This window comes from Pontibacter flavimaris (genome assembly GCF_001907195.1).
GTDB classification, from domain to species: Bacteria; Bacteroidota; Bacteroidia; order Cytophagales; family Hymenobacteraceae; genus Pontibacter; species Pontibacter flavimaris.
Genome location: NZ_LVWA01000005.1, coordinates 260,602 through 276,064 on the forward strand (window position 1 = coordinate 260,602; position 15,463 = coordinate 276,064).

The 15,463-nt window shown below is 49.5% G+C and carries 11 protein-coding genes; 5 read left to right on the forward strand and 6 right to left on the reverse strand.

Features of this window, described 5'->3' with window-relative positions:
- Positions 1-168 precede the first annotated feature (168 nt).
- The 4 genes from A3841_RS09585 to A3841_RS09600 form a co-directional block, all read right to left on the reverse strand.
- Complete coding sequence (locus tag A3841_RS09585) at positions 169-1,011, reverse strand: hypothetical protein (protein ID WP_139307928.1); 843 nt, start codon at positions 1,009-1,011, stop codon at positions 169-171.
- Between the two features lie 434 nt (positions 1,012-1,445).
- Positions 1,446-3,995, reverse strand: coding sequence for a polynucleotide kinase-phosphatase (locus A3841_RS09590; RefSeq protein ID WP_073852107.1), 2,550 nt, complete (start codon positions 3,993-3,995; stop codon positions 1,446-1,448).
- Complete coding sequence (locus tag A3841_RS09595; RefSeq protein ID WP_073852108.1) at positions 3,992-5,368, reverse strand: 3' terminal RNA ribose 2'-O-methyltransferase Hen1; 1,377 nt, start codon at positions 5,366-5,368, stop codon at positions 3,992-3,994. Before A3841_RS09595 ends, A3841_RS09590 begins: the two co-directional genes overlap by 4 nt.
- Positions 5,369-6,107: 739 nt before the next feature.
- Positions 6,108-7,625: a TROVE domain-containing protein gene (locus A3841_RS09600; RefSeq protein WP_073852109.1), complete on the reverse strand. Its 1,518-nt coding sequence runs from the start codon at positions 7,623-7,625 to the stop codon at positions 6,108-6,110.
- A gap of 242 nt (positions 7,626-7,867) precedes the next feature.
- On the opposite strand from A3841_RS09600, the gene A3841_RS09605 reads away from it, so the two are divergent.
- From A3841_RS09605 to A3841_RS09615, 3 genes are all read left to right on the forward strand, one after another.
- Positions 7,868-9,727, forward strand: a complete 1,860-nt coding sequence (locus A3841_RS09605; protein ID WP_073852110.1) for an ATP-dependent nuclease — start codon at positions 7,868-7,870, stop codon at positions 9,725-9,727.
- 39 nt (positions 9,728-9,766) lie between these two features.
- Positions 9,767-10,654, forward strand: coding sequence for a retron St85 family effector protein (locus A3841_RS09610; RefSeq protein ID WP_073852111.1), 888 nt, complete (start codon positions 9,767-9,769; stop codon positions 10,652-10,654).
- A gap of 151 nt (positions 10,655-10,805) precedes the next feature.
- Positions 10,806-11,693, forward strand: a complete 888-nt coding sequence (locus tag A3841_RS09615; RefSeq protein WP_073852112.1) for a retron St85 family RNA-directed DNA polymerase — start codon at positions 10,806-10,808, stop codon at positions 11,691-11,693.
- A 72-nt stretch (positions 11,694-11,765) separates the two neighbouring features.
- On the opposite strand, the gene A3841_RS09620 is transcribed toward A3841_RS09615, so the two are convergent.
- Positions 11,766-12,830 carry a nucleotidyltransferase domain-containing protein gene (locus A3841_RS09620; protein ID WP_073852113.1) on the reverse strand — a complete coding sequence of 355 codons (1,065 nt, stop codon included), beginning with the start codon at positions 12,828-12,830 and terminating at the stop codon, positions 11,766-11,768.
- On the reverse strand, positions 12,821-13,582 hold the full coding sequence (locus A3841_RS09625; RefSeq protein WP_073852114.1) for a nucleotidyltransferase domain-containing protein: 762 nt from the start codon (positions 13,580-13,582) through the stop codon (positions 12,821-12,823). The genes A3841_RS09620 and A3841_RS09625 overlap by 10 nt, the downstream gene beginning before the upstream one ends.
- A 243-nt stretch (positions 13,583-13,825) precedes the next feature.
- Here A3841_RS09625 and A3841_RS20870 point away from each other — a divergent pair, with 243 nt between their 5' ends.
- Both A3841_RS20870 and A3841_RS09630 read left to right on the forward strand, forming a co-directional pair.
- Positions 13,826-13,993: a chryseobasin-related MNIO class RiPP peptide gene (locus A3841_RS20870; RefSeq protein WP_449421152.1), complete on the forward strand. Its 168-nt coding sequence runs from the start codon at positions 13,826-13,828 to the stop codon at positions 13,991-13,993.
- Positions 13,994-14,025: 32 nt separating this feature from the next.
- Complete coding sequence (locus tag A3841_RS09630) at positions 14,026-15,153, forward strand: multinuclear nonheme iron-dependent oxidase (protein WP_073852115.1); 1,128 nt, start codon at positions 14,026-14,028, stop codon at positions 15,151-15,153.
- Positions 15,154-15,463 lie beyond the last annotated feature (310 nt).

The window sequence follows — 15,463 nt, forward strand, 5'->3', positions numbered from 1 at the left end:
AGTCCTGGAGGAGTCGAAACTTATTTATACGAGGATTAATAAATTAGTATATATTGATAGTGAGAATACGTGGTGGCAAGTTTACGGAAGCGCCAGACGGTTTTGCCGAAGGCTGGTGGATGCCTGCTGTGGTCAGAAATAACGATACGAAACTTGTGGTGTGGCGGCTTAGAAGAAGTGCGTCTTTTTTCTGAAAGAAAGTGTCTCTTTGTCTACTTCTTCTAAAAGGTCATCGGGAAGGTTTACCTGTGGGTCATACCAATCGGTTTTTTGCTCGGCCCAGATCAGCCACTCCCTCCATTGCGGAGTGGGAGAAGGTGTGTCCTCAGCTTGTTGGGCTACGGCGGCGATGTAGGACCGTAGCAGCTGCGCCTCATGCCAGCGCTTTGCCTGCAGCAGCAGTTCCTTAAAGCTGTTCAGCTCCTGCTCCTTGCGCGCCTGCTGTTCCCGCAGGGCCCGCTCCTTTTCCAAGCGGGCCCCCTCAGCCTTCTGACACGCAAGACGCCACTCCTCCTCTTTCTGAGTTTTCCATTCCAGATAGGCGATGACGGCAGAGAGCCTGCTTTCCAATGGAATCTTGCCGTCTTGCCACTCTTTTTGTTTCCAGGAGGGGCCGATCTTCAGCACGAGGGTACCTGTTGGGGAGTAGTCGTAGGAGTAGTTTCCGGGCATGATCTCATCTGATCGCATTAGCTTTTCCCGGATAGCGACCTCAAACTTCTCTTCTCTGACTTGGATGTAGGTTTGTGAGCCGCAGACCACGCAGCGGTGCCCCCTGGCCTGAAGCGCTCTGATGAGCGTATCCATCAGGCGATACGTCCGGTCGGGACACTGCCTGGAAACCTTTATTTCCAGGTTGCCATGCGAGGTGTTGATCAGCCCGGTGAAACGGTATGTGGAGGTTCGCACCTCGATGTCAGCTTTGGCAGCGGCTACGAGCTTGTCCGGGTTCATAAGCCGGTGCGGTACCTGCAAAAGCTTTTGCAGGTCGTGTTCGACTTCTCGCTTCAAAAGCTCCAGGGGGCTAGAAGGAGCTGCTGCCTTCGCACCGGCAAGGGTATTGAAATCTACTTCCTGCGCTACCGTTTCACTATCGGGAAGTGTGGGGATAGGGACTTGCTTCCCGGCCCTGATGCGTTGCCAGTGCCCAGACATTGGCAGCGGGATCTGCAGCTTCTTACATTGCTTCCGCAGTGCATAGTCTGAAACGTTGTACTTCTAAGAAAGGGAGGAGATAGGGGCTGACCATACCTGCTGGTACAGTTCCTGCCTGGTAACTTGATTGCTTTTCATTGATTTGATACATATTGTCTCAACTTGATTACAAAAAATAATTGCTAAGGGTTGACATAGAGGTAATCAGCTTCGGAGGGAATTAATAGGAAAAGGCTGAAGCCAGTTGTCAAGTAGAATTCTGACAGCTGGCTCCAGCATATAAGAATTGATTACAGCCTCGGATCCACCGACTCGCTCTCCAGTGCCAGCACACCGAACACACACTCGTGCACCCGACGTAGTGGCTCCTGCCTTACAAAGCGCTCCAGCGACTCCAGCCCCAGCGCGAACTCCTGCAGGGCCAGCTCGCGCTTGGCCTTTACGTGGCGCTGCTTGAGCCGCTCCAAGTTTCCGCCCAGGTCGTATTCCGGCCCGTAGATGATGCGCAGGTACTCGCTGCCGCGGCACTTCATGGCCGGCTGTATCAGCCTGTCCCGGAAGGTGGGCACAAAGTCCAGCGGCTTGACCACCATGCCCTCGCCGCCGCCGGCTGTCAGCTCCGTCCACCAATTGACAGTGGCGCTGACACTGGCTTCATCCTCCAGGTCCACCAGGCGGTGGCTGGTCATGAGCAGGTAATGTTCATCCTGACTGCAAATGTTGCTTATTTGCTCCATGTGCCAGGTATGCGGCTGGTTTGCGTGCACCTTTCCCTCTGTGGCCAAAATGTGGAAGGGAGCAAACGACATCCCTTCAATCCCTTCCGTTTCGCTGGTATAGTGATGGTAGGAGGTGATGTACTTGTCGATGGCCTCGGACCGATCCTTGACACTTTCCAGCATACCGCTTACCTCCAGCCCGCGTGCTAATGCCTGCTGCAGTACCTCGGCTGCGCGTACCAAGCTATTGGAGGCCGAAGCCCCCACCGCCGCATACTGGTTTACGATCAGGTCCTTTGCCTTGGAGGACCAGGGTAGCAGCTCTCCGTCCAGGCATACCCAATCGGTGCCGAAGCCATCCCAGAAATCCGCTGCTGTCAACGCTTTTTGTAGCACTTCCAGGAAGGCGGCCTCTGTGGCCATGTCGGTAAAGAACCGACGGCCTGTACGGGTATAGATAATACCAGGCGCCGGATACTGCATGCCGAAGCGCTTGACGGCTACTTCCGGGTCTTTGCATACGATAGCTACTGCGCGGGAACCCATATGCTTCTCTTCACAGATCAGCTGCCTTACGCCGTGTTTGCGGTAATAGGCGAATACTTCCAGCGGGTGCTCCAGGTACTCGGGTAGTGCGCTGGTTTCCGGAGGCGACATGGTGGGAGGGAGATAAACCAGCCACTTGGGATCGATAGCAAACCGGCTCATTACCTCCAGGGCCGCGACTGCGTTCTCCTCACGCACGATCACCCGCTTGCCTATACCTGTCTCCACAATGTACTTCTCCCGCACCAAACGAACATCTAGCATATCATCTTCTGGTTGCAGCGCTGCGCTCTCTTCAGTAGGCTCCGGTAATACAGGCCTTACGGGCTCAGCGTATACAGCCTGGCTTTCCACCGAAATGGTTTCCCGCTCCGGATAGCGCAAGGCAGTGAGCTTGCCTCCGAACACGCAGCCGGTGTCGATGTTAAGCGTATTGTTGAGCCAGTCGATGCCCGGTACAGGCGTATGGCCGTAGACCACCATGGCTTTGCCACGGTAGCCCTTGGCCCAGTCATGTCGCACCGGCAGTCCGAACTCGTCCACCTCGCCGGTTGTCTCGCCATAAAGGCAGAAGGCCCGTACCGCGGCGGCGGCTCGACCGTGCATCTCCTCTGGCAGGCCGGCATGTGCCACCACCAGTTTTCCTTCGTCCAGCACATAGTGAGCGATTAGGCTGTCGAGGAAGTCTCTTACTTCTGCTTTGAAGGCTTCGGAGGCAGAGGCTAGCTGCTGCACCGTCTTCTCCAACCCGTGCGCCAGGCTCACGTTCTTGCCCTGCAGGTAGCGCAGGAGCTTATCGTCGTGGTTGCCGCGGATGCAGAGGGCAGTACCGCTGCTGACCATGTCCATCACCAGGCGCAGCACTTCGGGGGATTTGGGCCCGCGATCGGTCAGGTCGCCCAGGAAAATAGCTTTCCGGCCGGCAGGAGCCTGTACATGATAACGACCGTCTGCACCGCTGCTTAAAGTATAGCCGAGCTTTGTCAGGAGCTCCTGCAGCTCATCGAAACAGCCGTGCACGTCGCCGATGATGTCAAACGGGCCGGTTTCTTCCCTTTTATTGTTCCAAAGCGGCTGTCGCACGATTCGTAGCTCCTCCTCAGGGTCCACCACATAAGTGTAGCCAAAGCCCTCTCGTTTGATAGACTTGAGGGTGCGGCGGTACATGTCGTAGTGTTTCTCGATGACCTGACGGCCGAAGTTACGATCCGTGCGCAGCTCGTGCCGCTCCTGCAGCTTACGGATAGGGGTATCCAGCACAATGGCGGCTGCCAGGGCGTAGTTGTCCTTGGCCAGCTGGACGAGTTTGGCGCGGTCATCCTTGTGCAGGTTGAGGGCGTCGATCACCGTCAGCTTGCCCCGCTTCAGGCGCTTGGCAGCTAAAAAGTTCAGCACCTCGAAGGCATCGCCGGTGGCGCTCAAGTCGTTTTCGTCATCTGACACCAAGGCGCGGCAGTAGTCGGAGGAGATAACCTCCGTGACTGAAAAATATTTCCGGGCAAAAGTGCTCTTGCCGGCGCTGCTTGGCCCCACCAGCAGGACCAGGGCTATTTCGGGTAATTTTATTTCTTTCATGCTTGTTTCATCTTTTTAAATACCGCCAGCTGGGAAGGAGCGCCTATAGCGGGCTCTTCCTGACCGACCGGCTCTATCGTCACCTCATAGCCAAAACTGCGGCAAATGTGGTCGCACCAATTACTGAACTCTTCCCGCGTCCACTCAAAGCGATGGTCCTCGTGGCGGAAGGCCTCTGCATCCAGCTTCTCATAGCGCACGTTGTACTCAGTGTTGGGTGTGGAGAGCACCACCGTATCCGGGGCAGCATAACCAAAAACCACACGCTCCATCGCCGGCAGCCTTTCCTCGTCCAGGTGCTCAATTACCTCCACCATCGCCACGGCGTCATAGCCCTTCAACCGCTCGTCGAGATAGGTCACCGACCCCTGAAATAGGGAGAGCCGCTCGCGAAGGGCAGGGGAGGCCTCGTCCAGGTGCAGGTTCTCCTTGGCCAGCTGCAGTTCCGAGAAGGAAACGTCCATGCCCGTAATCTTCAGGAACTGCCCCTCGCGCAGCAGGAGCTGGAGTAACTTGCCTGAGCCGCAGCCCAGGTCCAGCACGCGCTGTGCCCTGCTCTCTTTCAGGCGCTCAAAGGCACGCAGGAGGCGCTGTTGATGCAGGCTCTCCTGTAGCAGCGACCGGTACTCACTTACCGGTAGAGCCTCTTCACCGGCCAGACGCAGGATGGCCTCATTGGCATAGGTGCGGAGGTTGCGCAGGAAGCGGCGGGTGATCCAGTCCCGCTCCGGGTGCTGTTCCAGCCAGCCCTGGCCTTTCTGCATGAGTATCTCGATGTCATGCTGGGAGACGTAGCTGTGCCGGCTGTTGTCGAGCACCGGGATGAGCACGTACGCATGCGTGAGCAGTTCCTGCAGCGTGCAGGTCTTGTGCAGCGTCAGGTTGATGTACTTACTCAGGCCCCAGGTGGGAAAAGCCGTGTCCAGCGGAATGGTTTCGACCTCCAGCTCATAGCCCAGTGGCACAAAGAGCCGCTCCACGGCCTCCAGATCCGCATCCACGCGCAGCGAACTGAGCCGCAGCGTGAAGGGCATGGGCGTCTGGGGCAAGTCCGGCCTGGGGTTGCACCTGCCGTTGAGCGCGGAGCCAAAGGCCTTGGAGATGGCCGAGCTCAGAAAAGAGTTACTGGTATAGGGCCGGTCGTTCACGTACTGGTCCTGCAGTGCGTAATTGCCTTTACGCACCCGCACTAAGTCGACCGGGTTGATGTCGAGCATCAAACAGGCAGTGCAGCGCGCGGCTGTGGCCTCGGGGTAAAATACGTGCGCCTTGCCCGCCGCCAGCTCCACGGACTGCACCTTGTCCGGGTGCTTGTGCAACAGGTAGCCCAAATCTGTGGCCGGGGTATGGGTGGTGGTGATTTCTAAGATCATGTGGAGTTCTCTTCTTTGGAGATATACTTGAAACTCAATATAAAACTTTTCCTGAAATACCCCTGGCTTACGGGCAGGGGCACCTTCAGGTAATAAGAAAGGAGCACAGGGCGACAGGCGGCCAGCGACATGCTGCTCTACCAGCTGAGCTACACCCTTGCGGGTGGTGGGATTTGAACCCACGACCTGCCGAATCGCAATCGAAGTAACGCTGGCCTACGGCACCTGTTCCAGTTAGTATAGAGGCGATGAACAAATGGAGTTGTGTGTTGCGGGACAGGCGAAGTAACTCCATTTTACAGCACTCTATTTCATTAAAAGTGGGCGACAGGCGACAAAGGACCTAACCTTTTACAAGGCGTTGCTCTACCAGCTGAGCTACAAGGCCTATGGCCCTGGCAGGAATCGAACCTGCGGCACACGAAGTAACCCTTGTCTACGGCACCACTTTAATATGTAAAATGAGCGGGCGACAGACGACCGGAGTGCTTTTATGACGTGTTGCCATTTACACCATTTCCGCTCCTGTGAAAGAAGCGAAAAGCAGGAGTCGAACCTGCATCATCCGAACCTGAATCGAAGTAACTCCGACCTACGGCACCGCTCACTTTTGTGAAAGAAACAGGAGGGCGAAAGGCAGCACGTGCTTACGCTGCAGGCAGCGTGCAGGGCTCGAACCTGCTCGTCCCAATGGACTAACCACGAAGTATCACGCACATACGGCACCTCCTGTTCTTGTTTATAGTTCCATTTCCTCGATGACTGCCAAGGCATCTCCGCCCTTCTCGATCGCCTCCAGTACATCGAACACCTTGTCGCTCCAGCCGGCGATCAGGAACACATCGTCCCGCACCAGGTTGAGCGGCGAGCTGCCGTAGCCGGCCAGGTCGAAGAGGTATAGCCTGGCGTTAGGCGCAATGGCCTTGTACTTCTTCCACTCCTCGGTCAGGCTGTGGTTATAGCCGGTATTGTCCCAGAGCTGGCAGTCGGTAAAAAGCATCACCTTGTCGGCCTGCAACCGGCGGTTCGTCAGGTCGCGAATTACCAGGTAGCCGTTGGTGGAGTAGCCTACCTCGCCTTCGCGGCGGTAGAACTCCTGCACGTTGGACAGCACCTGGCGCTGCGGCAGGTTGATCACCTTCCAGCTGTCGCCGAACATACCTGTCACCACGTTTCGGCAGCGGTGCTGCAGGAGCATGCCCAGCATCAGCCCGATGTCGTAGCTGAGAATCTTGCTGCGAGGCGAGACCGGGCGCTGCATGGAGCCCGACGCGTCGCAGGCCACCACCACGCGCACTTCCTCGCTGAAGCCCCGCATGTTTTGCACACTCACCTGCACGGCCTGCTCCAGCGCCTCCAGCACCATGGCGGTATAGCCGGAGGTGAGGGGCAGCAGCTCGCGGTAAGCGGCCAGGAAGCGGAAGGGCAGCTGTTTGGCCTGCTGCACGGCGCGGGCATCGGAGAGGGTAGCGCATACCCGACGCATGTGCGCCGCCGATACCTCTGCCTGCAGGATGTTGCGCAGGTTGCGCAGCAGGGCCATGTAGCCCAGCCGGCCGCTGTCGATCAGCTCCTCCCACCTGGACCGCACCGCGGCGGCTTTGGCCCCGGCGTTCTCAATTGGTTGTTGGCCCAACTCTGAGAGCTCCGTCTCCCAGGTATAAGGTATAGCCAGCGTGTCGGCGGCGATTTTGTCGAAGAGCGCCCGCTGCGTGTCGTCTTTGGATTTGGGGTGCACCAGGAACAGGGCGTCGCGCAGCTTCACCTCGGTGGCCCGGTTATACTTGGTGAACTGGTACTCGTCGAAGCGGTTGAAGGCCACGGCCAGCCCTTTCTGCAGCTGCTTGGAGAGGCGGCCCAGCTTTTTCGTGCCGGTGCGCCCGTTGCTCAGGCTGTAGTAGGCCAGGAGCTCGGTGATCTCATCGGCGCGCTGCACCACGCGGGCCACCGTGCGGCTCACCAGGTCATCCCCGGCGTGCACTTTGGCCAGCTCCACCACCAGCACGAGCGGCACGCTGCGCAGGTGCATGTGGGTGCGGGCGTACACGGCCAGCTTCGCCACAAACACCGGATCGTTCTGCGCGATCAGCTCCCGGATGCGCTCCAGGCGCTGCTTACCGCTCTCGTAGAAGTTGTCGCTGAGCGAGGCCGTAACAACGGCTGCATACAGCTCGGTGGCTGGTCCTATCTTCCAGGCCAGCGCTCCTTCGTGGTTCGTGGTCTGGTGCTTTTTGCTTGTGAGAAAGTTGAACTTCATGGCCTTTTGCTTTAATGATAGACCAAAGTTCAGGGGCTAGTGCGCAGTCTTTTTGCGCAGGAGGGGGAATCGCTGAAATTATTTATAACAAAATTCAAAAATAATTCTGCCATACATTTCCCAATTTTTTAATAATGCAAAGGCTAGTACTTTTAAAAGCAAAAAATAGTGTGGCTTAATATATAATTCAACTATATTGTGTTGCTTTAATTATATTGATTTTACGATTAATTCTTCAGGTGATGAATATTTATGATATAAGTATTGAAAATTTCAGGGGCATTAGAAGCGTTGATAAAATCAAGTGCGGAAGGCTTAACACTATTGTTGGTAAAAATGACTCTGGAAAGTCTTGTTTAATAAAGGCTTTAGATGCGTTTTTTAATAAGAAATTTTTAAAGGAGGATTTCAACCTATACAAGGCTGAAACCGAAAACACATCTATAACAATAAGATTTACTCCTTCTGTCGAACTTCATCCACTACTGTTAGACGAAGAAGGAAAATTTTCTGTCACCAAAAAGTTTTCATTCAATAAATCCGGCAAATTAGATATAGAAGTACTTTATACCTGTCATGATATTAATCATGAAAAGATTGGTAATTGCTTCGGCCTAAAAGAAGACGCTTTAAATAGCTTCCTTGGTACTGAATTAAAAGTTGAATTTAAAAAGTCAGGAAGAACGATAACAAACTTTTCTAAAATACAACAAATTTTCGAGTTGACTGAAAGTTTCGGCAGGATTGAAAAAACTCATACTGCTGATTTATTATTTAAAAATATAGAAGCAATTTATCCAGAATTCAAATTTCCAACCTTCTCAATTTTTGACGCGGAATTCAATTTAGATATCAATCATACTGATTTTCAAAAACAGTTTAAAACTTTAGTAAATAATTCTTTAGAAAGAAATAAGGAATTAACCAGTAAAATAGAACACGAGGTAGCTACAGACTTATCTAATGAGTTTAGACAGATTAGGGGATTTATGCAAAAAAATGTACCTGATTTAGAGAGTATAAATCCAACTGTGAATTGTAGTTGGAATAGTTTAGTGAAATTTGATTTAAGTTTAAAATTTCAAAACGAGGAAAAAAGTATACCTCTATCGCATAAAAGAACGGGTTTTAAACGATTGTTGATGGTAGCATATTTCGAATATCTGGCTTCAAAGACTGCTGATGATAACCAAATATTTGCCGTTGAAGAACCCGAAACATATTTGCATCCATCCCTGCAAGGCGATTTACTAAAGTCAATATTAACTATTTCTAACTCATCTCAATTCTTTATTACAACACATTCACCAATTTTTGCAGGAGCAACAAGTAGTAGCAATATTATTATAGTGAAGAAAGATAATTTTACTACAAATTTTTTTAAATATCATGATGAGGATTCAACTATTAAAAGTGTGATAAATGAATTAGGAGTACGTCCAGATTATAATCTACTTAAAAGTGCAAAATTTTTAATTTTTGTAGAAGGGTATTCCGATATACATTTTTTACAATCATATGCTAAAACGGTTTTAGGTAAAGATTTAGAAGTAGATAATATAATTTGTGTGATTGGAGGAGGTTCTGCCTTATCAAACTATACTGATTTAGATCTCTTTAAAAAACTAAGCAATGGTCAATCTGACAAATATGCTGTATTTATAGATGGTGATAATGGTGATGTTTCTAAATCAAAGGCCAATCAAAAAATTAAACATCACTGTGAAAACGATGGAGCTATTTTCTTTCAACTTTCAAGAAGGGATATAGAGAATTATTGTCATCCTGAAAGAATAAAAGCAGTTTATATTGATGAAATATATAGTAAAGAAGGTGATTTGTCTAGAAATCCTATAATACAACAGTACTCTTCATCATCCATTGAGTTCTCAAGTGATGAAGTAGAAGTTGATAAATATTTAGATAGTTTAGGATTCAAATCTTTCAAAGATGGCAATAATGTAAAAGTATTCAAATCTATGACAAAAGAACAATGGGAAAATATGGACGATAGGGGTGAATTATCAAATTTTCTAGCAGCTGTTTATGAAAGATTAGACCAACAATTATTGACCGCTCTAACAGATTTCCAATCCAACTAATGACTTGGGTAAATCTTTAATTTAAATATTTTCTTAAGTATGATTGATGAAAAGAGTATAGTTAAAAATACCTATGATTTGATTTACAAGAAAGATGTTGATTATTCACTTAATATTTTTCTTTGTGGGGCTGATACTAATAAGACAAAGTCAATCAGGAATCTACTTAACATCGAGTTTCAGAAAGATGCAAAGTTTAATACAGTTTTTCCTGAATTTGTTTTTGCTAGCTTGTTTAAGAAGAAAAAAAATAATCTTTTTGAATTAGAAGATGATTTAGCAAAAAACGTTGATGTGATCGTATTGCCATTGGAGGGACCTGGAACACTCTGTGAATTAGGTGCTTTTACAATGAATGAGGAATTACTGCCTAAAATAATTGCAATCAATGATCGGAAATATGATAAGAAGAAAAGCTTTATAAATCTTGGGCCAGTTGATTTAATAAGAAAACAGAATTCTAAAAACTATATACTTTTTGAAAAAGGCAAAGAGGAGCTCATACTAGATGAAGTAATAGATAGGGTCAGAAATCAACGATATGAAAAAAAATCTACTTATAATTTAGATAATTTCTTCAATCTTTCAAGGTTCATATTATATCTGATTGCTCTCTTTCAGCCAATTACAATAGGAAAGCTAAAGAGCTTGCTTAGTCTAGTCGAAACAGATAAAGTTAAATCCAAACATATCGAGACAGCGTTGCAAATTTTAATTCAGAAAAATAGGATCATTTCAGAATACAAAATAGATCACGAGTTAGATTTTTATTTTTTAAGTAGAGCTGGTCATATTTATTTTTATGAGGAGTTGATTGAAAAGCTAAATATTAAGAAGAATTTTTCTTTAATTCGTGGTGAAGTAATAAATTCTATATATAAGAAAAAGAAAAAGAATATGAGTAGGGACAAATCACTTTTAGTATAAGGCTACCTTCTAATGTCCGTCGTTTCGATAGGCTGGTTTAAGCTATCATTTATTAGAAACAATTAACATTCATATCACTCGGATTTCCTCCTAATATGAATGTCACTTGTTTCAAAGTAAAAGTAACCCCTACTCTATTCTTCTTTCTGATATGGTAACTTTTGATGATTTTGCTTTTGAAATAGGTTACAACAAACAAATATTAGATAATTATATAACTTTTGCTGATACCTTTTATAACACCTTTTATATTGCTAAGAAAGCTAAGAAAAAGAAACGGATTATTGACTCCCCATCTAAAGAGCTAAAAGCAGTTCAAAGGTGGTTGTTAAAAAATTATTTTAATGAAATACCAGTCAGTAATAGTGCAAACGGATTTATTATTGGACGTGGAATCAAGCGAAATGCTAAGTTTCATTTAAAGAAAGAATATCTACTTACAGTAGATATAAAGGATTTCTTTACTTCTATATCGCAAAAACAAGTCTTTTTGACATTAAATAAAACTTTTCCCGATAAGGATTTGGCTTTAAAACTTGCTAAAGTTTGCACCTTTAACCGAAGATTACCGCAAGGTGCACCTACTTCGCCTGCTCTCTCTAATCTAGTATTTCATGAAGTTGATGATAAAATCATAAATTTCTGTAAAACAAAATCAATTACTTACTCAAGATATGCAGATGACCTAGTTTTTTCATCTGATTCCAAACCTGGTTTAGTGGAAATTTTGCCATTTCTTCATTCTACTTTACCCAATCATGGATTTAAGATTAATAATTCCAAAACCAAATTTTTCTCTGGTAAGGGAAGAATGGCAGTAACTGGTATTAATATCAATGAAGGTAAGTTAACTGTAAGCAAAGAAATCAAAAGGCTTCTTCGAAGTCAGCTTTATAATATTATTATAAAAGAAGATAAAGCAACTAATGTTAATCAAGCATTAGGTTACTTATCTTTTATTAAAGATATAGAGCCAGATTATCACAAAAAAATTTTAGAATATATTGATGCTCTTAAAGTAAAAAGAGATAATTACTGATTATCTTAATTAGGTCGTTATTTTAAAACATTGGCTCAGTCATATATCAAGGTGCGTAGCCTTTTTGCGCAGTTAAACTTTTTTATAGAAGCTTTTTAGCACGCCCACTAGTAACTTATTCAACCTCTCCGTATCCGGCTCTTCCGGCAGATCCGACGCCTCATACAACTCATCCATTCTGGCGATCCGTTCCTCGGCTATCGCCAGTAGCTCGGCATACTCAAAAGCGCCGGCCTTGATCTGGAGCAGGAACTCGCGGTTGGGGCGGCGCACGACGATCTGCTTTTGCGTGGCGATCTCCTCGGCCATATCGAGCAGGCGGAAGGTGTGCATCAGGTTCTTGGCGTCGTAGTTCTTGCCATGCGAGAGCGTGTTTTCGTAGCGGGCCTGGTTACGCTTCTCTACCCATTCCCAATACCCCTTGTATTCTTTGCAGTAGGTGGAGTAGGCATTCTTGTTAAAGCTCATCACGGCCAGCGGCTGCAGCCCTTTGGGTATAGAGCTTAGCGACACATCGTTTGCCTGCTCACGTTGCACTATGCCTTTGAGCCGGGTATTAGGCTCGTGGAAAAGTGCGTACAAGAACGGCATGTGCGGGATGCGGGCCAGACCGCAATCCTCCTGCCGTAGGCCCTGCTGCTCGAGGAACTCCTGCACCTGTACCGAGCCCTGTCCCTGCGCCACATAGCAGAAGTCCAGCACCGAACGCCGTTCCGGCTCCACCGGGTTCACGATCTTCTTCTTCAGCCCCCGTGCCTTCTTTACCTGCGTGAGGGCATAGCCAGCGAAGGTGGTCTTGCACAGCTTCGAGAGAAAGTCTTCGGCCCAGAACCTGTCGTAGAGCGGGTGCTTGTAGCGGATGCAGTCTTCGGGCATGGCCAGCAGCTCGAGCGTATTCGGGTTGTTTTTGGAGAGCAACTCCACGAAGCGCCGCAGCTCATAGTACACGATGTCGCTCGTCTCGTTACTCAGTTGCTCCACATAGTTAAGGCCAAAATAGTCCTCCTCCGGCAGTACGAACACGCCTCGGATGTCAGTATCGGAAGTAGGGGTGCTCAGGCCGTAAGCCCTGCTGCCGCTGATGCACTCAAACAGCAGTAGGTTCTTTTGCTTCAGATCGTCTATAGTTAGTGCCATGTGGATGCTATCGTTTTTCTGAATAATTCGTTCAGCGGCTCCGTCTCACCCTGGTGTTTTTCTAAGTCGTTTGCCCGGTTGTCGCAGTAGTGGAGAATGCCTTTCAGGTATAGCTCCAACTCGGTTTCCTTTGGGTGCCGGTAGGACTCATCTACCTGCGCCTTCAGCACGAGCAGCTCTTCTGTTTTGTCGCGCATGCGCTGGTCTTTTACCAGGGGCAGCAGCTCCCTGAACTGCAGCGGCGGTACACCTTGCTGCTCCACGATCCAAAGGCTGCAGAGGGCAGTGCGCAGCAGGTAAAAATAGCTTTTCAGCTTCACCTGGTCTTCTGCCTCGCAGGCTGTGTAGTAGTTGTGGGCCATGCTCAGGTAGTGGTGCAGCCCGGCGCGGCAGGAGAAATAAGCCGGCGCCAGCGCCAGCAGCCGTTCCCTGAAGTCCGTCTGCTGCCGGTATAGGATCGGCGAAGCGAGACGCTCGAACATGGCCGCGTTGGTTTTGCGAAGAAGGCGCAGGCTCTTGCGGATGTCCCAGCCTACCAGGTCCAGGTCGCTGCTCAGGTACTCGATGGTATCACGCGGCTCGTCTATCGAAAGGTACCAGTGGCAGGTATGGCGGTAGATGAAGCGCACGTCGTAGTCGCTGTCGGGAGAGGGGAAACCCCAGGCCCGGCTGCCCGTCTCGGAGGCAAAGAGGATCTGTACCCCGTACTGTTTCTCTATCTCGCTTAGCTTTTGCTGTATCAGTTCCTGCATGACCTTTGTTGGTTAATGCATCAAAGGTAGAGGGGCACTGCGCAGTGTTTTTGCGCAGGAGAAATTATTTTCTGTTATTTCGTCAGGAGGAGGATAAAAAGGCCCAGTCCTGGATGTGACGTATATCTGGACGGCTTAACTGCTTTTTACACAGGCAAGTGCAACCCTTTGCTGCCGTCTTGGGTCATAAGTATAAATTGCCTCTAAAGGCCTTGCTTGCTTTCACCTTAAAACCTTTGTCAGATGAAACTGCCTAAAACACTACTGAGCGCGATCGTAGTCGGTATCGCTGTCCAGACAAGCGCTTGCCAGAAAGATGACTTGCCTAAGCCTACCGCTGAGAATGGAGGAAAGGACGGCAAGGAAGTTATCAAGAACCCTGCTAACTGCCCGGCCTGTGGTATGGGGTAAAAGCCTATGCGGTTCATTTTTACAGTAGAAGCATGCCTGGCATTCTAGCCACTGTCGCTTGTAACCTGGATGCAGATATTCTGTCTGCTACCTACCCATTGCTGGAGGGGGGCAGTGTAGAGGCTATGGAGTGGTCTTTTGATACGCTTTTCCAGGTGGAACAACTCCCTGATTGGTTCCGGGAGATGTTGCAGGCCTACAGCCAGGAAGGCAGGCTGATCGGGCACGGAGTGTTTTACTCCCTGATCTCGGGCAGGTGGACCGAGAAGCAGGCGCAATGGCTAAAGAACCTGCGGCAGCTGTCTGCAGCGTTTCATTTCGACCACATCACCGAACACTTCGGCTTCTTTACCGGCCAGAACTTTCATTACGGCGCTCCGCTGAGTATACCCTATACCAGCACCACGCTCCGCATCGGGCGTGACAGGCTGCTGCGCATTCAGGATGCCTGCCAAAGACCAGTAGGGCTCGAGAACCTGGCCTTTTCTTACTCGCTGGACGAGGTAAAGCAGCACGGCGAGTTCCTGGAAAAGCTCATTGAGCCTGCCAATGGCTTCATCATCCTGGACCTGCACAACCTCTACTGCCAGCTTCACAATTTTTCTGTTTCTTACGAGGAACTGATCCTGCTATACCCGCTCGAGCGCGTGCGGGAGATCCATATTTCGGGCGGTAGCTGGGAAGAAGCCCAGGAGGCACCAGGCCACAAAGTCAGGCGCGACACCCACGACGATGCGGTGCCGGCAGAAGTTTTTCAGTTGCTCAAGCAGACCATGCCGCTGTGCCCCAACCTCAAGTACGTGGTGCTGGAACAGCTGGGAAACGGGCTCAAAACGGAAAGCAGCCGTGCCGGCTTCCAGAGAGACTTCCGGCAGATGGAGCTGCTGGTACAGCAAGTGAATGCGGCCCGCACCGGCCTCCTGCCTGACAACCTTTTCCTGCCACTGAGCGCTTTCCCAGACAGCTTTGTCGAAGAAGATGAGGCACTGCACCAGCAACAGGTGCTACTCTCGCAGATTCTTGAAAATGCCCCTTCTTACCAGGAGGCGCAGCGTCTGCTCCAAACCTCCTCTCTCGCTCACTCCGACTGGCGTATCGAAAACTGGCAGCCCTATATGCTGGAAACAGCTATCCGTATCGCACAGAAGTGGAAGAAGTAGCAGGCAAGAAAGCTTGCTGTACCTGGTTGCCCAGTGAGTCGGCTTCTGTAACTTTCATATCTTGTCCCATTTCTTGGTAGCCGATGTACTGTTAGCGCAGGGCACCTGCCTTCAGGTTCAGGAATTTAGTGGGTGTTCTGGCAAACAGGTACGCCTTTGGAAACTATGGGTTTGTTTGCCCATCCCCCTTCCTCGTTAAAAGCGATGCCCTTACCGCGACCACACCATCACAAAGAGCCTGCACGACTTTTGCATAAACCGGGGTTAGGCATCACGCAGAAAGCTGTTTAGTGACGGTGCCTGTGGCGTG